25 protein-coding genes are annotated in these 25,290 nt (G+C 47.2%); all 25 read right to left on the bottom strand.

The genetic code is table 11. The features are described from left to right. Positions 1–330 precede the first annotated feature (330 nt). Positions 331–1,458 (bottom strand): MraY family glycosyltransferase, encoded by a 1,128-nt coding sequence (locus tag WH46_RS17405; RefSeq protein ID WP_026135943.1) that lies wholly within the window; start codon positions 1,456–1,458, stop codon positions 331–333. 113 nt (positions 1,459–1,571) lie between these two features. Further along, positions 1,572–2,330, bottom strand: a complete 759-nt coding sequence (locus WH46_RS17400; protein ID WP_017810958.1) for a WecB/TagA/CpsF family glycosyltransferase — start codon at positions 2,328–2,330, stop codon at positions 1,572–1,574. Positions 2,331–2,336: 6 nt separating this feature from the next. Then, positions 2,337–3,512, bottom strand: coding sequence for a polysaccharide pyruvyl transferase CsaB (gene csaB, locus WH46_RS17395; RefSeq protein ID WP_017810959.1), 1,176 nt, complete (start codon positions 3,510–3,512; stop codon positions 2,337–2,339). After that, complete coding sequence (locus WH46_RS17390) at positions 3,485–5,512, bottom strand: DUF5693 family protein (protein WP_046227663.1); 2,028 nt, start codon at positions 5,510–5,512, stop codon at positions 3,485–3,487. Before WH46_RS17390 ends, csaB begins: the two co-directional genes overlap by 28 nt. Before the next feature lie 222 nt (positions 5,513–5,734). Beyond that, entirely contained in the window at positions 5,735–7,450 is a 1,716-nt protein-coding gene (locus WH46_RS17385) for a phospho-sugar mutase (protein ID WP_046227662.1), read from the bottom strand. A 67-nt stretch (positions 7,451–7,517) separates the two neighbouring features. Continuing rightward, positions 7,518–7,955, bottom strand: coding sequence for a 3-hydroxyacyl-ACP dehydratase FabZ (gene fabZ, locus WH46_RS17380; RefSeq protein ID WP_017810962.1), 438 nt, complete (start codon positions 7,953–7,955; stop codon positions 7,518–7,520). 230 nt (positions 7,956–8,185) lie between these two features. After that, the gene (locus WH46_RS24120; RefSeq protein WP_152425759.1) at positions 8,186–8,485 is read right to left on the bottom strand and encodes a DNA-directed RNA polymerase subunit beta; all 300 of its coding nucleotides are present in this window, start codon (positions 8,483–8,485) and stop codon (positions 8,186–8,188) included. Then, the gene (locus WH46_RS17375; RefSeq protein WP_017810964.1) at positions 8,478–9,335 is read right to left on the bottom strand and encodes a flagellar hook-basal body protein; all 858 of its coding nucleotides are present in this window, start codon (positions 9,333–9,335) and stop codon (positions 8,478–8,480) included. Before WH46_RS17375 ends, WH46_RS24120 begins: the two co-directional genes overlap by 8 nt. A gap of 36 nt (positions 9,336–9,371) precedes the next feature. Continuing rightward, positions 9,372–10,253 carry a flagellar hook-basal body protein gene (locus WH46_RS17370; RefSeq protein ID WP_017810965.1) on the bottom strand — a complete coding sequence of 294 codons (882 nt, stop codon included), beginning with the start codon at positions 10,251–10,253 and terminating at the stop codon, positions 9,372–9,374. Positions 10,254–10,350: 97 nt separating this feature from the next. Further along, entirely contained in the window at positions 10,351–11,349 is a 999-nt protein-coding gene (mreB, locus tag WH46_RS17365) for a rod shape-determining protein MreB (RefSeq protein ID WP_017810966.1), read from the bottom strand. 348 nt (positions 11,350–11,697) lie between these two features. Then, positions 11,698–13,062 carry a UDP-N-acetylglucosamine 1-carboxyvinyltransferase gene (murA, locus tag WH46_RS17360; RefSeq protein ID WP_046227661.1) on the bottom strand — a complete coding sequence of 455 codons (1,365 nt, stop codon included), beginning with the start codon at positions 13,060–13,062 and terminating at the stop codon, positions 11,698–11,700. A gap of 296 nt (positions 13,063–13,358) precedes the next feature. After that, positions 13,359–13,607: a DUF1146 family protein gene (locus WH46_RS17355; RefSeq protein ID WP_017810968.1), complete on the bottom strand. Its 249-nt coding sequence runs from the start codon at positions 13,605–13,607 to the stop codon at positions 13,359–13,361. Positions 13,608–13,996: 389 nt separating this feature from the next. Next, positions 13,997–14,410 (bottom strand): F0F1 ATP synthase subunit epsilon, encoded by a 414-nt coding sequence (locus WH46_RS17350; protein WP_017810969.1) that lies wholly within the window; start codon positions 14,408–14,410, stop codon positions 13,997–13,999. Between the two features lie 33 nt (positions 14,411–14,443). Further along, positions 14,444–15,844, bottom strand: a complete 1,401-nt coding sequence (gene atpD / locus WH46_RS17345) for a F0F1 ATP synthase subunit beta (protein ID WP_017810970.1) — start codon at positions 15,842–15,844, stop codon at positions 14,444–14,446. Between the two features lie 94 nt (positions 15,845–15,938). Beyond that, the gene (gene atpG / locus WH46_RS17340) at positions 15,939–16,808 is read right to left on the bottom strand and encodes an ATP synthase F1 subunit gamma (protein WP_046227660.1); all 870 of its coding nucleotides are present in this window, start codon (positions 16,806–16,808) and stop codon (positions 15,939–15,941) included. Positions 16,809–17,003: 195 nt separating this feature from the next. Then, positions 17,004–18,515 carry a F0F1 ATP synthase subunit alpha gene (atpA, locus tag WH46_RS17335; protein ID WP_017810972.1) on the bottom strand — a complete coding sequence of 504 codons (1,512 nt, stop codon included), beginning with the start codon at positions 18,513–18,515 and terminating at the stop codon, positions 17,004–17,006. An 18-nt stretch (positions 18,516–18,533) separates the two neighbouring features. After that, a complete protein-coding gene (locus WH46_RS17330) occupies positions 18,534–19,079 on the bottom strand; it encodes a F0F1 ATP synthase subunit delta (protein ID WP_046227659.1) in 546 nt (181 codons plus the stop codon). After that, positions 19,076–19,561: a F0F1 ATP synthase subunit B gene (atpF, locus tag WH46_RS17325; RefSeq protein ID WP_017810974.1), complete on the bottom strand. Its 486-nt coding sequence runs from the start codon at positions 19,559–19,561 to the stop codon at positions 19,076–19,078. Before atpF ends, WH46_RS17330 begins: the two co-directional genes overlap by 4 nt. Positions 19,562–19,674: 113 nt before the next feature. After that, entirely contained in the window at positions 19,675–19,899 is a 225-nt protein-coding gene (gene atpE, locus WH46_RS17320; RefSeq protein ID WP_017810975.1) for a F0F1 ATP synthase subunit C, read from the bottom strand. A 146-nt stretch (positions 19,900–20,045) separates the two neighbouring features. Continuing rightward, on the bottom strand, positions 20,046–20,837 hold the full coding sequence (gene atpB, locus WH46_RS17315; protein ID WP_017810976.1) for a F0F1 ATP synthase subunit A: 792 nt from the start codon (positions 20,835–20,837) through the stop codon (positions 20,046–20,048). Beyond that, the gene (locus WH46_RS17310) at positions 20,830–21,243 is read right to left on the bottom strand and encodes an ATP synthase subunit I (RefSeq protein ID WP_017810977.1); all 414 of its coding nucleotides are present in this window, start codon (positions 21,241–21,243) and stop codon (positions 20,830–20,832) included. The genes atpB and WH46_RS17310 overlap by 8 nt, the downstream gene beginning before the upstream one ends. Continuing rightward, positions 21,236–21,481, bottom strand: a complete 246-nt coding sequence (locus tag WH46_RS17305; protein WP_017810978.1) for an AtpZ/AtpI family protein — start codon at positions 21,479–21,481, stop codon at positions 21,236–21,238. The genes WH46_RS17310 and WH46_RS17305 overlap by 8 nt, the downstream gene beginning before the upstream one ends. 165 nt (positions 21,482–21,646) lie before the next feature. After that, positions 21,647–22,819, bottom strand: coding sequence for a non-hydrolyzing UDP-N-acetylglucosamine 2-epimerase (gene wecB, locus WH46_RS17300; protein ID WP_017810979.1), 1,173 nt, complete (start codon positions 22,817–22,819; stop codon positions 21,647–21,649). Positions 22,820–22,839: 20 nt separating this feature from the next. Beyond that, positions 22,840–23,469 (bottom strand): uracil phosphoribosyltransferase, encoded by a 630-nt coding sequence (gene upp, locus WH46_RS17295; protein ID WP_017810980.1) that lies wholly within the window; start codon positions 23,467–23,469, stop codon positions 22,840–22,842. Between the two features lie 513 nt (positions 23,470–23,982). After that, complete coding sequence (locus tag WH46_RS17290) at positions 23,983–25,233, bottom strand: serine hydroxymethyltransferase (RefSeq protein WP_017810981.1); 1,251 nt, start codon at positions 25,231–25,233, stop codon at positions 23,983–23,985. Positions 25,234–25,290: the final 57 nt, after the last annotated feature.

Below are 25,290 nucleotides of genomic sequence, written 5' to 3'. Positions count from 1 at the left end.
TCCGGTCACCGCTCCAACTCTTTATGGCGGGCTTAACCTGTCTACCTATTTTATCGGCAGATGTACCCTATATTTTAATAAAAACAGGAAATTCCATAAAAAAGCTCCCTTCCAAAGGAAGAGAGCTTTTTTATTCTACTATTTAATTGTCCTACATTATTTTCAATAACCGCATCTTGTTCATCATAAAAGGTAGCTGTTCGATGGGCTGAATTCCTTATATATATTATATAGAAGAAACTCGATAAACCGACCAAAATCTATAAGCGAAACAGCTAATTTTACAGAAAGATAAACCTATATTGCCCGATTATATCCATGACTGTTTACTTATGATTTGCTGCCTCTTGTCGGATCAGGTTTGACCCGCAATCGCGCCAGCAAGCTAAGCAATGGACGTCTTGTTTTGCCTACAAGTCCAATCAATTCGGCACCAATCTGCATCACGAACATCATAATACATATTACAGCAAAGGTAACCCAGTTGGCTTCGTTCAACGCAGCCGATGATTGAATAATAGCCAGAACTCCAAAGAATGCAGCAATACCATAAATCATTAACACCGTTTGACGATGGCTGAGTCCCAGCTCGCGCAGACAATGATGAAGATGTCCTTTGTCCGGAGCGAAGATCGGCTTTTTATGTACCCAGCGGCGAATGATCGCAAAGAATGTATCGGACAATGGAACTCCGATAATAATTAGCGGTGTAATGAATGATACAACCGCGATCTGTTTGAAACCAAGCAAGGACAGCATAGCCAGACTAAATCCGAGGAATAACGAACCGGTATCCCCCATAAAAATCTTGGCCGGATGGAAATTGAAGTACAGGAATCCGATAATAGCACCCAGCAGCAGTACACAAAGCAGCGCAACTGGATAATTGCCCATGATCAGCGACATCGTGAAAATACTACCGATCGCAATTGCCGATACACCGGCTGCCAGACCATCGAGTCCGTCAATCAGATTAATCGCATTGGTTACCCCAACGATCCAGAAGATCGTAAGCGGAATAGAAATCCAGTTTTCGAGTGAGAAATAATTATCCTGGAAAGGAATATCCAGAAAATCGACTTTGATACCGTATCCGAATACTACTGCACATGCAGCAATGATTTGTCCTAGTAATTTAACTTTGGCAGATAATTCAAAACGGTCATCCAGTACCCCAATCAGTACAATGATAGAACCGGCTGTAAAGAATGCCTTCATAAAGTTTGCATCGCGTGCAGGAAGATCAAAAGGCAAAAATGGCAGGACTGCAACAAATGCAATCGTAAACGCCAGGAAAATCCCAAGTCCGCCAAGCCGCGGCATAATTCGTGTATGCACCTTACGGGCATTGGGAACATCTACTGCCCCGATTCGAATTGCAAACTTTTTGACGAGTGGTGTGAGTGCCAACGCTAAGGCAAGCGCCAGGACAAACCCGATAATACAAATAGTTAACATTTTGCTTTTCGACCCCCAATTTATCTCACGGAGCCAATTATACTCCGTTCGAATCTAAACACCAAGCTTTTTTTAAGAACTTTAGGACAAAAATGCATAGAAAATTCAAGGGATTACTGAGCTTTTACCACGCTTTCCTTGTCTTTAAGTACTTTTAGAGCAAATTTGGGAAGAACAAGCATCCGTTTATAACGATAAGGTTCTTTCATGAGGCGATAAAACCATTCCATCCGCAATTTCTGAAACGCCATTGGAGCACGTTTCGTTTTGCCTGAAATGATATCGAAGCTGCCGCCCACACCCATCATAATCGGTACACCCAGTTCCTGCTTATACCGGCCAATCCATGGTTCCTGTGTATCTGCACCCCTTGCTACAAAAAGCAGATCCGGTGCTGCTTCACGAATACCGGCGATGACTTCTGCATCCTGGTCCGGTCCGAAAAATCCGTCTCTGTATCCGGCAATCACAATACCGGGATATAAACTTTGTAACCTGGCGGCTGCAGCCTGAATCACTTCAGGTGTCGAGCCCAGCATATAGACTTTCCAGCTATGCTTCTGACCTACATCCAGTAATCGATGCAGCAGATCGAATCCGGTGACACGCTCGGCTACCGGATGACCGCAAGTAGAAGCGGCCCATACCAATCCGGCTCCATCAGGAACGAGCAGTTCAGCATTTTTCATAATATGCATATACTGCGGCTGTTCCAGTGCTGTCATGATCATAATCGGATTGGCTGTAATAATCTGGTGAGGCTTGCCTGTACCTACAATGGATTCGAGGTAGCTTACCGTATCATTCATATTCAGTTTGGATACATTCAGACCGTAGATTGGCACAGTCGGAATTGTTTGGAATTGATTCATTAGTTATCACCTTTTTGCCAGAAAATATTGAGCTATAAAATGAGCCGGTCTGGCAGCATCCTGTTGTAATGCCTGGATAAGAGGCAGTTTGTTATTCTTCCATTCCTGCCCATGGTCCAGCAGGTATACTGCATCCTCCACCAGACGTGCAGGCTCGGTTACCGAACTGGTACCGGTTGGCTTGATCTGCATCCGGTTCAGGAACTGATCAATTTTGGGATCATAGGAAATGCCCATCAGCGGAACCGACTGTGAAGCTGCATAGATCAGACTATGCAGTCTCATGCCGAGTAATATATTACAGCGGCTGACTTCGGCCAACATCTGCTGTGGGTCGGTAACCTGATCAGCTGTACTGATTATACTACCATTTCTGCTAATGTCTCCAATTTTATCAATAACATAACGGGAAGCCTGCTCATCATCAGGTAAATGAAAAGGCAGGAAACGCAGATGAACCGATCGCTGCGAGCTTAGAAGCTTCAGTCCCTCGGCAATCCCATCCAGTTCACGGCGTTGTTTGTCCCAGAATCGAACGGATATGCCAATCACCGGAATCGAATCTGCTGCCGAATATGATGCTGTCTCTGTCGCCTGATGAGCTGTTCCATGACTGGAAGTTGATGAAGTAGCAGAAGTACCATCCGGCAAAGGAAGCCCCATCACTGGATCAGCTACAACTTCGACGGAAGAAGAATCGATTCCCATCCGGCCCAGCAGTGCAGCTGACTCCTGATCGCGGACAGAGATATAGGCACTTTTGCGAAATACATTACGAATCCACTTGAAAAAGAATGGCCGTTGTACCGGACCTACACCTTGTGCATAAATGAATACCGGTTTGCGCACCCATTGGGCGATATGGACAATGCCCAGATAGTACGGGATGGTGAGCAATCCAGTGGAATCCTGCAGTAAGCTGCCTCCGCCACTGATCAGTCCATCACTTTCCTTGAGCAGCTGGCGAATCTCACCCAGCTTCATCCGTTGTACCGAGCGAACGCCGTACATGCGCGATGTCCACTCTGGATCATTGGACAGGACAACCGGTACGATCCGGATGCCCTGCTCTTTTTCCTGTGCTGCCAGTGAATTCAGTATGGATTTCAGGACCGCCTCGTCACCGCTGTTACGGAAGCCGTAATAGCCCGAGATTACGATTTGAACAGAGACGGAAGCCATTTTTCCCAACACCTTTCAATGATTTGCCAGATAACGATTGCCACGAGTCCCAGAACCAGTCCAAGACCCATTCCCAGCAGACCACGGGACAGGGAAATCAGTACCGGTGAATGAATATGGGCAAATGTGTCTACCATCGACAGCTGACCGATCGAAGCAATGATCAGAATGTAAATGGCATGACGATACTTGGCTGCGATAAACACACCAGCAATAAACAGTGGATGTGCCATCAGGAATTCCTTGTTACGTGGACGAACATTGAACAGTCCTTCCAGTGCATTACGGAACTGCATTTCCAGTGGGGATACGGTTCCGGCATTACCTGTACGCTCCAGATAATAACGACCTACTACAAACACCACTCCCAGTACGATGATCCATGTCAGCGTGACTGGTGATTTCAGCAGTTTACGAAGGCCGGCAAAGCCAAATCCTTCTTTACCACGATAAAAAGCAATATAGATGGCTGTCAGTGCAATCGGTGCAAAATGCAGCAGACTGACACCACGGAATTGATTAATAACCAGCTGATAGGTGATATCATCGAGCAGCCCAATAATGAACAAGGCTCCGGTCAATGACCACAGAGAAGTAATAATGAATAATACTACTGCCTGGATCACACGCTTGCCTGTAGATAAAGTCTGTCTTGATTCATACATGCGGTCTACTTTACGTACGGCATAGATCATCGCAATAGTAGGAATACTGATCGCTGCCAGCAAGGCAATTCCCTGCTCGAGCAGAAGTGCTTTGTGAATCAGGATCAAACCGGCACTACCAATCAATCCCAGTACAAAAGCAATCAGCGTCAAACGACGTACAAAGTAGTACACCAGCAGCGAAATAGCTGCGATAGCTCCAATCAGTACAAGCAGCTTGACGTAGCGCTCCATGGCAAACGTATGGACATCACGCGCAACTGCAGGACCAATCGTGAATCCATTTTTCTGAATATCATGTATGGCATTGCCTCCACCCTGGAGACTGTTAATTACATTATCAATCGAATCTGTCATCTTGGCTTTGGTTGTATCACGCGATACTGCCAGATTCAGATACATCATGCGGATATTACGGTCTTTACTGGCCAGAACAAAACGGTCAGCTACTGTAATCGGATCCAGCTGGGAATCTCCCTCGCTAAGCGAGTACAGACGCACTACATTGTAGTCATTTAAATATGCCAATTTGCTAAATCCATCCTGAGGAGCTTTGAGGTTCTCTATCGCTGCAATCGCGATATGATGTTCCTTAAGCAATTGCGCAAATGCAGTAATGCTCTTTTTCTCAATATCATCATTAAAACCTGTAACGGAACTACCATCGAACAGAATAGTCTTCACGCCATAAGCGGTAAACTGATCCAGCAGTCCGCTCAGCATTGCCTGGCTGTACGGCAAAGCATCATTCAGACGCGGTACAATCTGGAAGCCCATATCATGCAATGTTTTCATTGTGACCGGATCCGGATCAAGCGGCTTGAGACCTGCATCATCCGGCGATGCTTGAATGACTACACCCGGCAGTTTCTGATACGACCATGGAGAAACCGAAATACCCAATGAACCGAACACGCGCTCAAGAACAGGCTTCAACATCTGCGCGTTCTCTTCGCTGGTGAACTGGACATATGTAAAATTTTCGTTGAGTGGAATCACCTGATTTTGGAAATTAGCCACATCCGCAGAACTATACACATGAATTCGTTGTGAGGTTTGCAGTTCACTCAAACTGCTCTGGTATACAGCTGCAGACCCAACCCCTGCATCTTTGAGCCGCTGTAATTGTTGTTGGATATAATCCTGGGGATGAGGCTGATACGACGCAATAGTAATCAGATTACGATAATTAAATACAAATTCCACATTTTTGGACGTTGCTTCTGTCTGAATACGATTATAGGCAATCGGCAAGGAAGCCACCATACCGAGAATAACAAGTATCCATAACCATTTTGCAGAAGCGTTGTTCCAACGCTGCCATTTCTGAACCACTAAAGTACCTCCTTAATAAGATCGTTATATTCGTCTCTGTACTGCTGACAGTCAGGGGCCAAACATAACGAATGGTTCCGCTGCTCAGATAGGACCTGGCAGCGGAACCCCTTCATTCATCTGCTTTATTATATACTGTACGACAAGCAAGTCCTACTATAAATTCATAGAAAAATGCCATTTCAAACAAGAATACCACGCAAAATCAATTAATTCCGGCTATTATCCGTCAACGCGGCTCATTACTGCCTGCTTGAGTGTATTCATGCGTGCTTCGGAATCCGCCTGTGAGTCTCCACGTACTGCAAAGTACACTTTGATTTTAGGCTCTGTGCCGGATGGACGCAGGCAGAACCAGGAGCCGTCAGCCAGCATAAACTTCAACACATTTTCTTTTGGCAGTCCGTTCAGACCTTTGGAATAGTCGAGTGCTTCTGCAACCTGAACTCCATTGATATCGGAAGGACTGTCTGTACGCCAGCTCTCCATGATGCCCTGGATCTGGGCAACGCCGTCTTTGCCTTTGAGTGTGCGGGATTCCAGACTCTCCTGGAAATATCCAAACTGCTCATACAACTCCTGCAGTACATCATACAGTGTTTTGCCTTGCTGTTTGTAGTAGGCAGCAGCTTCACTGATCAGCAGTGCTGCAACTACTGCATCTTTATCGCGCGCATAGTTGCCCGCCAGATAGCCGTAGCTTTCTTCATAGCCAAACAGGAAAGTATGCTCGCCTGTTTCTTCGAACTGGTTCATTTTCTCGCCGATATATTTGAAACCGGTCAGTGTGTTATAGACAGTTGCACCATAATGTTCGGCAATAGCTGCACCCATTTCACTGGTTACGATCGTTTTGACCACTGCACCGTTAGAAGGCAGTTTGCCCTGCTCCTGCAGTTGGCTCAGATAGTAATGGATCATGATCGCACCGGATTGGTTACCTGTTAGTACAAAGTATTTGCCGGATGGATCTTTGACTACTGCACCCATACGGTCACTATCCGGATCGGTACCAATCAGAATATCCGCGCCGACTTTTTCACCCAGTTCAATAGCGAGGGTAAAAGCTTCGCGCTCTTCCGGGTTCGGAGATTTCACTGTGCTGAAGTTGCCATCCGGCTCCTGCTGCTGCTCTACAATAGAGACATTGGTAAAGCCCAGACGCTGCAAACCTTCACGTACCGGACGATAACCTGTACCATGCAGAGGTGTATAGACGATATTCAGGTTTTTGCCGGCTTCACCCTGCAGCAGTTCACGATTCACGCTGATGGATGTTACCGTATCGAGGAAAGCTTCATCCTCTTCACTGCCCAGCCATACGAGCATGCCCTGACTTTCTGCTTCTTCACGGTTAAGACGCTTGATCTCGGCAAATGAAGCAATCTCGCGAATGTTGCTGATAACCTGCTCTGCTTCATGCGGAACAAGCTGGCCGCCGCTGGCATTGTATACTTTGTAGCCATTATATTCCGGCGGGTTGTGGCTCGCTGTAATGACGATACCTGCTGTAGCGTTCAGATGGCGCACAGCAAAAGACAATTCCGGAGTTGCACGCAGTGACGGGAACAGCTTGGTTACGATGCCGTTACCTGCCAGTACAAGTGCAGCTTCCAGAGAAAACTCGGGAGAGAAATGACGGGAATCATGGGCAATAACAACGGAAGGCTTTTCCGTTCCTTTATGTACAGACAGAATGTATTCCGCCAGTCCCTGCGTCGCTCTGCCTACAGTGTAGGAGTTCATACGGTTGCTGCCTGCTCCGATCACGCCGCGCAGACCACCTGTACCGAATTCCAGATCACGGTAAAAACGATCTTCCAGTTCCTGTACCTGTCCATCTAAGCTTTGCAGTTCCTCTTTGGTTTTCGCATCGATTGTCGTATCATTCAGCCATTGATCCAAATTGCGTTGTGCCTGTTCACTAAGGTTTGTCATTATATCCTTCCTTTCTCCACTCGAATGTATTTTCCCAAATCCAATATTCTTTTATTTATTCCACTGTTCAGGCATTATCCCGCGCAGTGAGGGCAAACATAATCTCGCCTTCAACGACTACATTACCGTCTACGGTAGCTACGGCACGTCCCTTGCCAATTGAAGCCTTCATACGGGTGATCTCCACTTCCAATCGAAGTGTATCTCCAGGAACTACCTGACCCCGGAAGCGTACATTGTCGATACCGGCAAACATCGCCAGTTTGCTGCGATTTGCCTCTACTTTGAGAATAGCAGCTGCACCTACCTGAGCCAGTGCTTCAACGATCAGTACTCCAGGCATTACCGGATATCCCGGAAAATGACCAACAAAGAAAGGCTCGTTGATTGTAACGTTCTTGATTCCTACAGCCCGCTTGCCTTCTTCCAGTTCCAAAAGGCGATCTACCAGCAGAAACGGAGGGCGGTGCGGAATGATTTCCTGAATTTCTTGTACATTGTACATAGACAGTCTCCTCTCATTTTCCATCATTATAGATTCTCAATCCATATAATGGAATATATCTTTGGGCATATTTCATTTGCCGTCAGTATGATATATCCATTTATACTCTCATATCATATGTAAGCAATTTTCAGCCATTTTAAGCATCCACATCATTATAACGGTTTCGGCATAAAAAATAAAACTCCTGCCGAAGCAGGAGTTGGTTGTGTAAAACATCGATTATTCTTTTAGGGTGCAAAGACAAGCTGGAAAATATGGGCCCAGGTCTCCGGATACAATATATCCGCAATACTTTTATGCCCCAGAACAGCATAGCCTACGATCATGCCCAGCAGGATCGCTACAACAAAGCCGACAATTGTCAGCATAACACGCATAGTCTGGGTTCCCGCTGAACGGGAAGAAGGGGCTGGCTTCTTCTCCCGTTCTTTTGGTTCAGGAGCAGCCGGTCTTCGGGTTAGCTTCTTGTTTGGAGCTGCTTTTTGAGTCTTAGCTGCTTCCTGAATAGCGGAGCGACGACTAGCCACGGAGCGTATTGGTCAGGTTCATCATTTGGTCACTGGACGAAAGGGCACGCGCTGCCAGCTGATAAGCGCGCTGTACTGTCATCATTTCAGTCATTTCTGTACTCAAATCCACATTGGATGCTTCCAGAAAGCCCTGACGAACTTCGGTAGCTGCAGACATCGGGCCGATTACACTGGCACGATTCTGGTTGGCAGGCAATACGAACAAGTTGCCATCCATCTGTTGCAAACCTTCGGGATGGGTAATCCGGTCAACCTGAATACGTTGTGGTTTAATTGTCTCTTTGCCGGTTGCAGGATCAACGGTACGACTACCTACAACAGTCACTTTGCCTGTACCGTCAGTAGAACGGATAACCCCTTTGGCATCGATATCAATCTGGGTTTTGGCAGGTACTTTTACCGGCTGTCCATTGTCTCCCAGCAGCAGATATCCCTGCTCTGTTGCCATATAAGCACTTTTGGGATCATTGGCTACAGGAACATAATGAAATGATCCTTCACGTGTCCAGCCCTGTTGTCCGTCTACGCTTACTGCAAACATACCGTCTCCCTGGATAGCCAGGTCTGTCGGATTCTGGGTATTCTTCAGCGCACCCTGGGTCATATCCATGGTTACGTCACCCATACGGGCACCGAATCCAACATTATAACCCGGAGCGGTCACACGACCCGGCAGCTGTGAGGCAGCACCCGGCTGCTGTTTGACTGTAGTAAATACATCCTCAAACGTCGCCTGCTTGCCTTTGTAGCCTACTGTATCGGCATTTGCGATATTATCCGATACTACACCCAACTTTTGCTGGATACCGCTCATTGCCACCATTGCGCTGATCATGGAGTTATTCATTATTTGCCTCCTTTGCTTGCCATCTGTTTTGCTCTATTATACACGTCCGATTTCGTTGACGGTTTTCTCAAGACTCTTGTCGTAGAATTGTACTACTTTTTGGTTGGCTTCATAAGCGCGCATTGCTGCAGTCAGATCTACCATGGAAGCTGCCGCATCTACTGTGGAACCTTCCAGATAACCTTGACGCAATTCCACATTGTCGCCTGCTTCGAGCGCTCTTGCTCCTGCTGTATTGGCATTAGCAATACGGAACAATCCATCTCCGCTGCGGGACATCTGACCCGGCTGTGTAACGACTGTAATACCGATACGTCCTACTTCACCGCCTGTGTCTCTCGCTGTAATAACACCGCGGGAATCCACATTGTAGTCTTCCATGGAACCCTGTAGTGTAACCGGGTTACCATTGGCTCCCAACACCTGATTGCCTGTAGAAGTGAGCAGATTGCCTGCGCCGTTCAGTTGGAAGTTACCGTCACGCGTGTAGCCTGTCTCGCCGTCCTTGCCGGTAACTGCAAAGAACGCCTGTGGACGATAGGTTACTGTACCATTGTCTGCTACATATTTACCGGAAGCATCGAAAGGAATATTTTGTCCGGTGGCCGGATCTGCCAGATTAATCTCCGATACCAGAGCAAAGTCGTCCAGTGAATTGGTCTGGCGAACATCACCCTGTACGTTCATGGAGATACTCTCTTCGGCCAGCACGCCTGTATTTAGACGGCCAATGTTACGATTCGTTGCGCCCTGGTCCCCGTCGGTCAAGGAAATCAGCATTTCCGGGAAAGATCGCTCTATGCTTTCTACCTGTTTGTAGCCGGGGGTATTGATATTTGCGATATTCTGAGTCACCGTATCATGGCGACGCTGTTGAGTAATCATACCAGAAGCAGCAGTATAAAGACCTCTTAACATTTCCGGATACTCCTCTCACGTTCTGAATCTAGCCAAAGTCTAACTCTATGGATAAAAACACCGTCATTTATGCATTATATGTTTTATATCGGCTTGGTCAGAACTTTTTTTTAGAGACTTTATCCAAATTATTTAACATAATTCCAGTTCCTTTGACTACACAGTGCATAGGATCTTCAGCTACGAGTACAGGAACATGAAGCTCCTGGGACAGCAGTTCTTCCAGACCATCCAGCAGTGCACCGCCGCCTGTCAAAATAACGCCGCGATCGATAATATCGGCAGACAATTCCGGTGGAGTCTGTTCCAGAACAACTTTGGCGGATGCTACGATCGAGAGAATCGTATCGGACAGAGCAGCCTGTACTTCATTTGCTGTAATCGTAACGGTCTTCGGCAGACCTGTCACCATATCCCGGCCGCGAATGTCCATCTCACGCTGTATACCACCCGGACGTACCGTTGCAATATTAATTTTGATATCTTCTGCCGTACGTTCACCGATCAGCAATTTATATTCATTTTTGATATGGCGCATAATCGCGTCATCGAATTTGTCTCCCGCTACTTTCAGAGAAGAGGAAGTTACAATATCACCAAGAGACAGTACAGCAATATCACTGGTACCGCCACCAATATCAATAACCATGTTACCACTTGGCTCATAGATATTCATGCCGGCGCCGATTGCGGCTGCCTTGGGCTCTGCTTCCAAAAATACCTCTTTGGCTCCACTGCGCTCAGCAGCTTCACGGATTGATTTTTGTTCGACGGACGTAATATTGGTTGGGGCACAAATCAGAATGCGCGGATGGCTGTACCAGTTACGCACGCCTACTTTGTTTATAAAATATTTGAGCATTAGCTCGGTCACTTCAAAATCGGCAATAACTCCATCACGCAGTGGACGAATGGCCACAATATTCTCAGGGGTACGTCCAATCATACGACGTGCTTCTTCACCAACCGCGAGAACGCGCTTGGTATCTGTCTCAAGTGTTACTACGGAAGGTTCGTTGAGCACGACACCTCTTCCTTTTACATGAATCAGTACGTTCGCCGTACCCAGATCAATTCCGATATCCTTGCTAAACATGTCAAGAGCCTCCAAAAGTTGTATTTCCGGTAAAAGAGTCTCTTATCACCACACCGTCTGGGCGAATTCACCAATACAGCTGTCTGCATCCCGGGAACGTTACTATCTATAGTAGAATTCGCATTTCGTCCAAATGCTCAGATCGTCAAACTCTTATCACGGTCAATCTTTATTAAAATTAGCATACTTACGGGGTGTATTCAACGCTATTGTTCGTTATTTGGCGAATATGACAGTCATGTAACCAAACAAAAAGCCAGACCTCGGAAGGCCTGGCTCTTTGTCTATTGTATTTAACCTGTACAACCAGCCTGAATAAGCGGCTGTGCAGGTTGATTTTCAGATCAATTAAACGCCTGTAGGCTGTACATTCAGCATAGCAGCATTCGCTTGTTTGGCTTTGTCACCAAAAGATACGGTCTGTTCCTGCTCGGCAGCAGCCGTTTGGGTATCCGTATCTTCCAGACGCCAGATATTAGCGCCCAGACCGGACAATTTCTCCGCCAGATTCACATAACCACGATCGATATGATGAGTACCGCCTACTTCGGTCGTACCGTCAGCAATAAGACCTGCACAGATTAACGCTGCACCGGCACGCAGGTCGGTAGCACACACTTTGGCGCCTACGAGACTTGCATCTCCGGTTACGATCGATGTTCTGCCTTCGATACGAATACCAGCGTTCATCAGATTGAACTCGTCTACATGCATGAAGCGGTTTTCAAATACCGTTTCAGTAATAATGCTTGTACCTTCAGAAGCAAGCATCAATGCCATCATCTGAGCTTGCATATCCGTTGGGAAGCCCGGATAAGGCAATGTTTTGACGTCTACTGCGCGCAGAGGACGGTCGGCAATGACCTGAACCCCATTCTCATCAGGAATAATCTCTACGCCCATTTCTTCCATTTTCGCAATAACAGGACCCAGGTGATCAGCAATCGCACCTTCAACGTATACATTACCGCCAGTAATAGCAGCTGCTACCATATACGTACCTGCTTCAATACGGTCCGGAATAACGGTGTGCTCGGTTCCCTGAAGCTTCTCTACACCTTCAATGCGAATAACACCAGTACCGGCACCGCGGACTTTGGCTCCCATTCCATTCAGGAAGTTCGCCAGATCCACAATCTCAGGCTCTTTTGCGGCATTTTCAATTGTAGTAATACCTTCTGCAAGTGTCGCAGCCATCATGATATTCTCGGTTGCGCCAACACTCGCTACGTCCAGATAAATCTTGGTACCACGAAGTCTACCTTCGCATTTGGCTTCGATGTAGCCTTGTCCAAGATTAATCTCTGCTCCCATCGCTTCAAAACCTTTGAGATGCTGATCAATTGGACGTGTGCCAATTGCGCAGCCGCCAGGCAGAGAAATGCGGGTATGACCCATACGAGTCAAAAGTGGACCCATCACCAGAAAAGAGGCACGCATTTTGCTTACCCATTCATAAGGCGCTTCGCATGAGGACAATTCCTGTGCGTTCACATGAATCGTCTCATCCTGGTATGTAACCACCGCTCCAAGCGATTCCAATACTTTGTTAATCGTCATTACATCGTCTAGGGAAGGTGCATCATGAATAATACTTACACCGTTTTCTCCCAGTAGTGAGGCAGCAATAATTGGAAGAACAGAATTTTTTGCTCCGCTAACTTTGACATTTCCTGTCAATCGCTTGCCACCGCGGACGATAAATTTGCTCATTAGGGTTCCCTCCGCGCGTCATTTTGCTTATCCGGCATAATAAAGGAGGAATCAATAGTATAACTGGCTGGCGGAGACAAGTCTGTCTTGATGCAATGCCATTCGTATATTATCTATTCGCTCGGTATTATAATGCCCTATTGCATAAATTTTGATTTTTAATATTTGGTATAATAGTTGATTATCCTGCGGTCGTCTCAACATAGAGAGGTACAATGTTGCGCTGTTGAAGTCGCATCATCCAATGCGTAAACCATGAAATAAGTCTAAAACACTTATAACCATCCTCTTTACATTCAAAACATAAATCGCAGAGACTGTGTCCACTGGATATAATCGAGCAAAAAGGCAGATACGAAATGCCCAAGCACAATGGCCAGCAGTAATTGAAGCAACTTACCGGCAGCACTCTTGGGATAACGAATCAGCAGGTCTAGCTTTAGATTTTGCAGTGCCCAAAATGAAAGACCGATGCAAAGAAGCGAGATGAAGATGGATAGCAAACCGTTTGCGCCGACAGCGGCTCCCGCATCTACTGTATTCATTTCAGCTCTTGCCCTCCTTACAAAAATTACTTAGCAATCAGCCTTAATACGGACTATTCTATAATACTTGCCCTTACCCAAAGAATCTAGTCCCAAATTTACAAAAATCACCGTTTTATTGACATAATCGTGTATTTACAGAAAATAACCAGCATTGAGGCCGTTTTTTTCTCATAACATGCATAAATTTACAGCATTAGGCGATCTATTTATATAGGTCGAAATACCTGACATGCCTCTCGAAGAGCAATTATTTTTATTGTTTTTCGTATCTGTTATCCCTTTCTGGGTACAACATTCAGGTTTCGCTGGTAGTCATGGTTAGTCAATCGGAATAAGTGGTATAACGCAAAGAGCCGGACCGTTTTGCACGGACCGGCTGCATACGTTTATCTATTTTCACCTGATGATGATACCTTGATCCGGTTCATCGCCCGCTGCAGAGCAAGCTCTGCACGGCGGAAATCAGTGTGATCCTGTGAACGGTTGTTCAGGCGACGCTCGGCACGCTCTTTGGCAGCGCGTGCACGGTCCACGTCAATATCGCTTGCTTTCTCGGCACTGTCTGCCAGTACAACAACTTTATCCGCGCGAACTTCGAGGAATCCGCCCTGGATAGCATATGTTGTACGCTGCTTGCCAGCCTGGAAAGCCAATGGAGCGACTTTGAGAGGTGTAACCATCGGAATATGACCAGCCAGAATACCCAGCTCTCCATCAATTCCGGTCGCTTTCAGTCGGTCGACCTGTTCGGAAAACACCAGACGTTCAGGTGTAACGATCTCCAGTAAAAACGTGCTCACTTTCATCCCTCCTCACGTTTTGCAGGCATCTGCTTACAGTGTTTTCGCTTTTTCCACTGCCTCTTCAATTGTGCCTACAAAGAGGAATGCTGCTTCCGGAAGATCATCATGCTTACCATCCAGAATTTCTTTAAAGCTGCGCACTGTTTCTTTTACAGGTACATAACATCCTTTGATACCGGTAAATTGCTCTGCAACGTGGAAAGGCTGGGACAGGAAGCGCTGGATCTTACGTGCACGTGATACTGTCAGCTTGTCTTCCTCGCTCAGCTCGTCCATACCCAGGATGGCGATGATATCCTGCAGTTCCTGATAACGAGCCAGAATGCGCTGTACGCCCTGTGCTACGTTGTAATGCTCTTCGCCTACAACTTCAGGACTCAGGATACGGGAGCTTGAAGCCAGTGGATCTACCGCAGGGAAGATACCCATCTCGGAGATTTTACGCTCCAGGTTCGTCGTTGCATCCAAGTGGGCAAACGTCGTTGCTGGCGCTGGATCCGTATAGTCATCCGCAGGTACATAAATCGCCTGGATGGATGTAACCGATCCTTTTTTGGTGGAAGTAATACGTTCCTGCAGCTGACCCATCTCGGTAGCCAGGGTTGGCTGGTAACCTACCGCAGACGGCATACGTCCGAGCAGCGCGGATACTTCAGAACCCGCTTGAGTAAAGCGGAAGATATTATCGATGAACAGAAGTACGTCTTTACCTTCTACATCACGGAAATACTCGGCCATTGTCAAACCTGTCAGTGCAACACGCAGACGTGCGCCCGGTGGTTCATTCATTTGTCCGAATACCATAGCTGTTTTGTTGATAACGCCGGAATCTCTCATCTCGTGATACAGGTCATTACCTTCACGAGTACGCTCGCCAACACCGGAGAATACGGAGATACCGCCATGCTCCTGGGCGATGTTATTGATCAATTCCTGGATTGTTACGGTTTTACCTACACCGGCACCACCGAACAGACCGATTTTACCACCTTTGGCATAAGGAGCGAGAAGGTCGATAACCTTGATCCCGGTTTCCAGCATTTCTGCCTGTGTGGACAATTCGTCAAATTTAGGCGCTTCACGGTGAATCGGGTTTTTGACTTCAGCGACAACATCGCCCGCTTCGTCGATTGGGTTACCGAGTACGTTAAATACACGACCCAAAGTAACATTACCTACAGGTACAGAGATTGGACCGCCCAGATTGATTACATCCAGACCGCGAACCAGACCATCTGTGGAAGACATCGCAATACAACGGACCAGATTATCGCCCAGGTGATTGGATACTTCAAGCGTCAGGTCGATAACCGTACCATTATCCAGTGTACTCTCGACTTTGAGCGCATGCAGAATTTCCGGAAGTTGACCACGTTCAAACTCAACGTCTACAACCGGACCCGTGATACTTACTACACGTCCTTTGTTCATTATCGTTTTCCCTCCTACTGACTTGCTGTATAAAACAATTGGTTTATGTGATTGCCATCTTGCCGTTCATAACCGTTCTTTATGTGTAGACCGATCAGTTTTGTGCGCTGGCGCCGGCTACGATTTCCGTAATTTCCTGCGTAATGGCAGCCTGACGTGCACGGTTGTAGACCAGTTTGAGATCACCAATAAGCTGGGAAGCGTTTTTGGTCGCACTACCCATTGCTGTCATCCGTGCGCCCTGCTCACTTGCCTTGCCCTCAAGAAGAGCATTGTAGATGAGCGTCTGTGCATATCTTGGCAGCAGAACGGCGAGTACATCCTCAGCGGAAGGCTCGTATTCATAGCTGGCTTTGACACTACCCTGATCGGCAGTCTCCAAAGCGTCCATTGGCAGCAGACGTGTCAGCGTCGGAATCTGAGTTAACGGGTTCACGAACTGGTTATAACATAAGTGAAGCTCATCATAGCGTCCTTCTTCATATCCCTGTACAGCAGCCTGTGCGAGTGTCTTGATATCCGCATAGGTCGGGAAATCGGACAGTTCAGCTACCACTTCTGTGATTGGCATGCTGCGACGACGGAAGTAGTCGCGTCCTTTACGGCCAATTACAAATAATTCATACTGGTCTGCCGACGTATGACGTTTGCGTATTTCAGCAGAAACGTGACGAAGTACGTTGGCATTGTAACCGCCAGCGAGTCCACGGTCGGAAGTAACGACCAGATACGCCACTCTTTTGACAGGACGAGTGTCCAACATCGGATGATGTATCCCTTTGGTGCCGGAAGCGATACTCGCTACCACTTCACGCAGCTTGTCGGAATACGGACGCGCCGCCTGGGCTTTCTCCTGGGCTTTGCGCAGCTTGGAGGCAGCAACCATCTCCATCGCTTTGGTAATCTGACGGGTGTTCTGTACACTCTTGATCTGTCGTTTAATCTCACGCATACCTTTAGCCATATGATTTCACCACCTTGACCTTGAATCCACTTCAAAGTATGAGATTTGGAGCAGGACAACCGGTGAATACGAATATCCACCGGACCTGCAGATTCCATCACTGTTCATGAATCGTGCCGTGTGGCGTCCTCCTGAACAGCAATGGATCTTATAAAGGAAAACAATTATTTATATGTCCGTATTAACGGTCAAAACTTAGCTCGTAGCGAAGCCTTTTTTGAATGCATTGATCGCATCAACCAGTGCTTTTTCGTTATCTGCCGTAATATCCTTGGTGTCACGGATGGACTGCAGAACAGCATTGTGGTTGCTGGCCATGAATGCGAGGAATTCCGATTCAAAACGACGTACATCGTTGACTGGAATATCATCCAGATGACCTTTGACAGCAGTATACAGACTCACTACCTGTTGTTCAACAAGCAGCGGTTGGTTAACACCCTGTTTCAGGATTTCCATCATGCGCGCACCACGGTTCAGACGGGAAAGAGTTGATTTATCCAGATCGGAACCGAACTGGGCAAATGCCTGGAGCTCACGATATTGAGCCAGATCCAGACGCAGTGTACCTGCTACTTTTTTCATCGCTTTGATCTGTGCGGAACCACCTACACGGGATACCGAGATACCAACGTTGATCGCTGGACGCTGACCTGCATAGAACAGTTCGGACTCCAGGAAGATCTGACCGTCAGTAATCGAGATTACGTTGGTTGGGATATAAGCGGATACGTCGGATGCCTGAGTCTCGATAAATGGCAGAGCTGTCAGGGAACCGCCGCCTCTTGCATCACTCAGTTTGGCTGCACGTTCCAGCAAACGGGAATGCAGGTAGAAGACGTCACCAGGGAATGCCTCACGACCCGGTGGACGGCGAAGCAGCAAGGAAAGTTCGCGATATGCTGCAGCCTGTTTGGACAGATCATCATAGATGATCAGAGCATGTTCGCCTTTGTACATAAAGTATTCGCCCATTGCACAGCCTGCGTATGGAGCGATATACAGCAGCGGAGAAGGCTCGGAAGCAGATGCTGTAACAACAATCGTGTAATCCAGTGCACCATGACGACGCAGTGTTTCAACAACCTGTGCTACTGTGGATTGCTTTTGTCCGATTGCTACATAAATACATTTTACGCCTTGACCTTTTTGGTTAATGATGGCATCGATTGCGATAGCTGTTTTACCAGTCTGGCGGTCACCGATGATCAATTCCCGTTGTCCACGACCGATTGGAACCATAGCGTCGATCGCTTTGATACCTGTCTGCATTGGCTCATGAACCGATTTACGGTCGATAACACCAGGTGCAGCACTTTCGATTGGACGGTATTCTGTAGCAGCGATTGGTCCTTTGCCATCCACCGGTTGACCCAATGCATTAACAACGCGACCCAGCATCGCTTCGCCTACAGGAACCTGCATGATGCGGCCAGTACGTTTTACCTGATCGCCTTCACGAATATTCGTGTATTCACCCAGGATAATTGCACCGACATTGTTGGCTTCCAGGTTCTGAGCCATACCCATTACTCCATTGGAGAACTCAAGCAATTCGCCGGCCATAACGTTTTGCAAACCATATATACGGGCAATACCGTCGCTTACCTGAATAACGGTACCGACTTCAACGACTTCAATATCGTTTTTGTATTGCTCGATTTGACTTTTAATCAATGTACTGATTTCTTCAGGTCTGATACTCAAGTCAGTCCCTCCTGTCTCTTATGCTTGTCTTTGAAAAGACTTTTCCAAACGTTCAAGCTTGCCCGAAATGCTTCCGTCATACAGAGTATCACCGATCACGACTTTGAGTCCGCCGATCAGCTTCTCGTCAATAACATTCACAACCTTCAGGCGCTTGCCTGATATCTGTCCAAAAGTGGCAGCCACTTCGGCCTGTTCCTGTTCATTCAGCGGATAAGGAGTATAGACTACAGCATCCGCTACATTCAATGTACGGCTGACAATTGCTGTGTAGCTGGTCAGCAATTCGCTGAATACGTCCTGTCTGCCCCGTTCAATCAGCAGCAGAATAGTGCTTAGCAGGATGTCGGATACTTTGCCGGAAAGTACATTTTTCAGTACATTTTCCTTATCCGTCAGCGATATATTCGGCGTAGCGATAAAGTTGCGCATCTCGCTGTCCATTTCAAAAGCCTCAACGACCGCTTTCAGTTCCTGTCCTGTCTCTTCTACCCGTCCATGATCGGACGCTGCTTCAAAAAGTGCTCTGGCGTAGCGGGAAGATACTACCGAGTCCCGGCTCATTGTCTGATCCCTACGTCTTTCAGGTAGTTATCCACCAGTTGTTCCTGCGCATTGGCATCGACTTCTTTTTGCAGCACTTTAGAAGCAATTTGTACAGAGACAGCACCGATTTCACTGCGCAGTGCAGCCACGGCTTTGTTCTTCTCGTTCTCGATATCACGTGCAGCCTCATCTTTGAGACGCATGGATTCTTCTTTGGCTTGATTAAGCAGCTGTTCTGTCTGGCTGTTGCTCGTCTGGCGAGCCTGCTCGATAATATCCTGAGCATCTTTACGAGCCTGTTGCAAAGCTGCTTTTTGTTCTTCTACATATTGAGTCGCCTGCTGGCGTGTCTGAGCTGCTTCATCCATTTGCTGCTTGATCAGCTCACGACGTTTTTCCATGATCGAAAACAACGGACCGAACGCGTAGCGGTTCAACAACCAGTATAGGATCAAAAACGCAATAATAGTAAATACAAAACTGCTCCATACGAAATGCAATTCAGCTCACTCCTTCCCTAACTTCTGCTTCAATAATCATCCGTTACATCCTGTACGCTAAAAAGAAGGCGCGGATGGCTGTGGCCTTCCCCGCCAAGTGATTTGTATATTTCTTATGCTTGAGAGTAGAAAATGAATGCCAGTACGACACCGATGATAGGCAGTGCCTCTACCAGACCTACACCGATAAACATAAGCGTTTGCAGTGTGGATTTTGCTTCCGGTTGGCGAGCAACACCCTCAACTGTTTTACTTACGATCAGACCGTTACCAATACCTGCGCCCAATGCGCCCAAACCTACAGCGATTGCCGCTGCGATAAATGCTAATGCTCCCATGTGAAAAAATCCTCCTTAGAGATATATAAGTAATTGAATGTATATTGAGCCCGGTATGAAGGGTAACCTACTTCCGAACCTTGAAACCGATTGCCTCCGAACAGAACGCAGGCTATTCAAATCAGCCTGTTGTTGCCGATAAAGATTTAATGATCTTCATCCGTCTCAAGCGACTGTGATATGTACACCATAGCCAGAATTGTAAATACAAAGGCTTGGATCGTACCAACGAATATACTGAAACCCTGCCATACAACCAGACCAATAACCGACGCGATAGCGCCGTACCAGACAGCAGACATTTTGAGCAGGACAGCAATCAGTACCTCACCCGCAAAAATGTTACCGAATAGACGCATACCATGCGTCAGCAGTTTGGACAACTGCTCGATGACATTGATAGGGAAGAAGAAGAAGAACGGTTTGAAATAATGAGCAAAATAGTGCTTCGGATTTCTGACGATACCCAGATAGTGAACGAGTACGAACACGATCAGCGCCAGTCCCATTGCCGCAGCCGCATCAGCAGTTGGTGATTTCCACCAAGCGATTTCCACGCCATGGCTTCCATTCGCCAGACCTTCTACAACCGGAGTCAAAGGATGTCCAAAGAATGTCGCACTTGCTGCATTGGTATAATCGAATACCAGACCGAATGGCAGTCCCAGCATATTGCCGACGAAGATAAACATAATCAGCGTAATACCGAGTGAAAGGAAAGGTCTTCCTTTTTTGTAATCCATCGTGCTGGTAATCAGTCCCTGAACGAATTCAACGACCCATTCCATAAAGTTCTGCAGCTTGCTTGGATTATCGACGGAGAGATTACGGATTGACAGTTTGGCCAGAATGAAGACGATGGCACAAGTTACAATCAGCATAATCACAACCGATAAATCGATGTCAAACCCCACGTTTATAATCGGTGATTCATGCATTTTTCTCACCCCTTTCATTAGCGGAGTTACGCTCTTCATGGCGAGAAAGAATAAAACCGATAACGATTAGCGCGAACGGCGCAAATACGAGGCTTCCTGCCAGAGCGTACATTTCAAACCATTGTGGAAATTTCACAGCAAGGATCACAGCCGCCACCGACACGGCTGCACGTTGAGAGAACCCAAGTCCCCTCTTTTTCTTTTCTCCGTTTGCTGCTGCATCCGTAATCAGACGTACTTTGCGAGCCAGATACTTGGTGTTCACGTAACTGACTGCAGAACCTGCAATCAATCCAAAGGCAATAGGACGATAATCCGGTAAAAGCGCAACTACGAGCAGACAAATGGCCCAAAAAATAAAGGTGGTCCGGGTCAGCCAATATATGTAACCTGGTATTTCAATCATTTCTTTCCCCCGTTATTTTCCGGATAATGATGACGATACTGACCATACCTGCAACCAGCCCCGCCAGCACTCCCAGACCTATGCCAAGCCCCGAATGATTCCACATTCCATCCAACCAGGAACCAAACCAGAATCCGGCTAGCGTACACAGGGCAAGATCTACCCCGATTGCACTGACAAGACCGACAGCCTTCCACGGCGATGAATCAGGTTTATTGCTTTGCGGTTCCTGTGTCATAGTATGTTCACCCTCAGAATCCCAGTTCATTGTACTGAATTGGCAAAGTCTTTGTCAAACCATCTGCTTCATCGCATTAACGCGAAGTTCTAACAAAAGAACCTCATAGCTGTGCGGTTTATCACACCTACCTTACAGTACAACTGTATACTGTAATCCGTCATTTCACAAGACTGCTGTAGGCCCTTTTTTGAACGTTGTGTGAAATTCTTCAGGACGCTCTTCCAAAACGCCGTAATGATGCAAAATTGCGTTGACAATCCGCTTGGATGCCTGACCATCTCCGTACGGATTAGCTGCTTTGCTCATGGAATCATACAGTTCCTGATCCGTCAGCAGCGCCTGTGCACGTTCGTAGATCTTCTCTTCATCCGTACCTACCAACTCCAGTGTGCCGGCTTCGATTCCTTCCGGACGCTCTGTCGTATCACGCAGTACGAGAACAGGTACTCCGAATGAAGGAGCTTCTTCCTGCAAACCGCCGGAATCTGTCAGAATCAGGTGGGTATGCGGATAGAAGTTGTGCAGATCCACTACATCCAGCGGGTCGATCAACTGAATACGGGGATGATTGCCCAGAATCTCGTGAGCCGGTTCCTTAACGGCCGGACTCGGGTGAACCGGATAAACGATCGCGATATCTTCGAACTCGTCAGCAATGCGCTTAACTGCCCGGAAAATATTGCGATGCGGCTCGCCCTGGGATTCACGGCGGTGTGCAGTCATCAATATAAGCCGCTTGCCTGCTGCCCATTCCAGAACGGGATGGTGATAATCAGGCTGTACTGTATATTGAAACACATCCGTAACGGTATTGCCTGTGATATACACGCTTGACGCAAGCTTATTTTCTTTGTACAGATTGCCTGCAGACCATTCCGTCGGCGAAAAATGAAGATCGGCCAGAACGCCGGTCAGCTGACGGTTCATCTCTTCTGGATATGGAGACATTTTGTTCCATGTACGAAGACCTGCTTCTACATGCCCTACACTGATCTGCTGCATGAATGCGGCATAGCTCGCGAGGAATGTAGTCAGTGTGTCACCGTGTACCAGCACGATATCGGGCTTGGCTTCACGCAGTACAGGCTCCAGTCCTCCCAGAACGCGAATCGAAATCTCATTCAGCGTCTGGCGGTCTTTCATTACGTCCAGATCATAATCCGGAGTAATATTGAATACTTCCAGAACCTGATCCAGCATTTGACGATGCTGGGCGGTAACGCAGACAACGGATTCGATATGTTCAGGATGCTGCTGAAGCTCCAGGATGAGTGGAGCCATTTTGATCGCTTCCGGACGCACGCCAAAAATAGTCATTACTTTGATCTTTTTCATAATTGTGGTCATACCTCGCTTTACTTAGTTCCGTACAGACGGTCACCGGCATCGCCGAGACCAGGGACAATATAGCCGTGATCATTCAGATGATCATCCAGTGCTGCGACATAAATATCAACGTCAGGATGCACATCGTGTACAGCTTTTACACCCTCAGGAGCAGCAATCAGATTCATCATTTTGATCTGGGTGCAGCCGCGTTTTTTGAGTACATCAATCGCTGCAATCGCCGAACCGCCTGTAGCCAGCATCGGATCGATTACGATCAGTTCACGCTCCTGTACATCTGTCGGAAGCTTCACATAATATTCTACTGGCTGCATGGTATCCGGATCACGGAACAATCCGACATGACCTACTTTGGCTGCAGGAAGCAGCTTCAGGACGCCATCGAGCATACCCAGACCTGCACGCAGAATCGGAATCAATCCGAGCATACGTCCGGAGATTACTTTGCCTTCTGTCTTAACGACAGGCGTCTCCACAGGAATGGATTCCAGCGGAATATCACGTGTAATCTCGTAAGCCATCAAGGTAGCCACTTCATCAACGAGTTCGCGGAATTCTTTGGTATTGGTGTTAACGTCACGAATGAACGTGAGTTTGTGTTGAATTAAAGGGTGATCGCATATCACCAGTTTTGCCATGGTTTGTCCCTCCGGTATGTTCAATAATAACAATAAGTAAGTCCTGCGTATCCATATGTAGTCACATGACCTGTCATAAGGGTAAGGACGGGGAAAAATGCTTTTTCCCGTAAATCTTGTCTATTATATCATTACCTCCGGGCAATTTCATCCGCAACTCTACTGATTTCACGCAATTCTCGAATCCTGTAGTATAACGCTTACAATTTCCAAATATAAGCGGAATCATCCTGTTTTCACCCAGTCCTTATTATTATAAAGGTAAATGGCTTGAATGGGGTAAATTATTTTAATTTTTTCAAAAAAATTTACTGGAAAAGTATGCAAAAACCGGCAAAGGGAACCTCCCTCGCCGGTTTGCATCATTCTGCCGAATAACAGGCTTGGTTCATATCCTGCATTCGCTTATTTTTTATAAGAATATAATTACATATAAACAATGATTAAACACTTTTATTATGATAAAGCTATCTCTAAGAAAGGTACTAATTCTGTTGAATTTAAAAAGTATTCTTAGTATTTAACCTGCTCGTACAGTGGGAAACGATCTGTCAATTCGGCGACCAGCTTGCTTGCCTGCGCCAGTACTGCTTCGTCTTTTGGAGCCTTGAGAGTCATGGCGATGATTTTGCCGATCTGTTCCATGGCCGCTTCGTCCATACCGCGTGATGTTGCTGCAGGTGTGCCCAGACGAATACCGCTTGTTACAAACGGGCTGGTTGGATCGAAAGGAATTGCATTTTTGTTGGTAGTGATACCTACTGCATCGAGTACATGCTCCGCTTCTTTACCAGTGATGTTGATATTGCGTGTATCTACCAGCATCAGATGGTTGTCCGTACCGCCGGATACGATCGTCAATCCTTCATCCACCAGCGTCTGCGCGAGTACTTTGGCATTTTTGACTACATTCTGTGCATAGGTTTTGAACGAAGGCTGAAGTGCTTCGCCAAAAGCTACCGCCTTGGAAGCAATAACATGCATCAGCGGGCCGCCCTGGGAGCCCGGGAATACCGCTTTGTCTATCGCTGCTGCCCATGGCTGACGACAGATGATCATACCGCCGCGTGGTCCGCGCAGTGTTTTGTGGGTGGTTGTTGTTACGAAATGGGCATGCGGCACTGGACTTGGATGCTCGCCTGCTGCCACGAGACCGGCAATATGAGCCATATCGACCATGAACAATGCACCTACATCATTGGCAATAGAAGCGAGTGCTTCAAAATCGATCGTACGCGGATAGGCACTTGCACCAGCCACAATCAGACGGGGACGATGTTTGAATGCTGTTTTGCGCACTTCATCATAGTCGATCAGGAAGTTGTCTTCGCGTACGCCGTAAGCGACGAAGTTATACAGCAATCCGGATGCATTGACAGGGCTGCCGTGTGTCAGATGTCCGCCATGAGCGAGATTCATGCCGAGAACAGTATCACCAGGCTTCAGTGCTGCCAGATATACCGCCATATTGGCCTGTGCACCGGAGTGCGGCTGTACGTTGACATGCTCGGCACCAAACAGTTCCTTGGCACGGTCGCGGGCAATATTCTCGACGATATCCACATGCTCACAGCCACCATAGTAGCGTTTGCCCGGATAACCTTCGGCGTACTTGTTAGTCAGTACAGATCCCATCGCTTCCATAACCGCTTCACTTACGATATTCTCGGAGGCGATCAGTTCGATATTGGTGCGCTGACGCTTCAGTTCCAATCCCATTGCCTCAAGTACTGCCGGATCACTGTTTCTCAATTGCTCCATCATTCGTCATTTCCCCCTGTAGGTCATTATTTATTCAAGCTAATCGCAGACAGGCTGCGT

The organism is Paenibacillus dauci, assembly GCF_000971985.1.
GTDB lineage: Bacteria > Bacillota > Bacilli > Paenibacillales > Paenibacillaceae > Saccharibacillus > Saccharibacillus dauci.
This window is presented reverse-complemented; position numbering and strand designations above follow the sequence as displayed.